The sequence below is a fragment of the Paenibacillus cookii genome, assembly GCF_018333375.1.
Taxonomy (GTDB): Bacteria; Bacillota; Bacilli; order Paenibacillales; family Paenibacillaceae; genus Paenibacillus_AQ; species Paenibacillus_AQ cookii.
In genome coordinates this window covers 1-255 of sequence record NZ_BORW01000142.1, presented here as the reverse complement: position 1 = coordinate 255, position 255 = coordinate 1, and the positions used below count along the sequence as shown (strand labels likewise).

Here is a 255-nt window from a genome sequence, read left to right as displayed (position 1 = left end):
ATCCGGTGAAATTTTAATACCTGTGAAGATGCAGGTTACCCGCGACAAGACGGAAAGACCCCATGGAGCTTTACTGCAGCTTGATATTGGATTTGGGTACGATCTGTACAGGATAGGTGGGAGCCTTCGAAGCATGAGCGCCAGCTTGTGTGGAGGCGACGTTGGGATACCACCCTGATCGTATCTAGGTTCTAACCTGGTACCGTGATCCGGTACGGGGACAGTGTCAGGCGGGCAGTTTGACTGGGGCGGTCG

At 53.7% G+C, this 255-nt stretch carries 1 rRNA gene; it reads left to right on the top strand.

Features of this window, described 5'->3' with window-relative positions:
- Positions 1 to 255: ribosomal RNA gene (locus KI367_RS26950) — 23S ribosomal RNA — on the top strand; the annotation flags it as partial.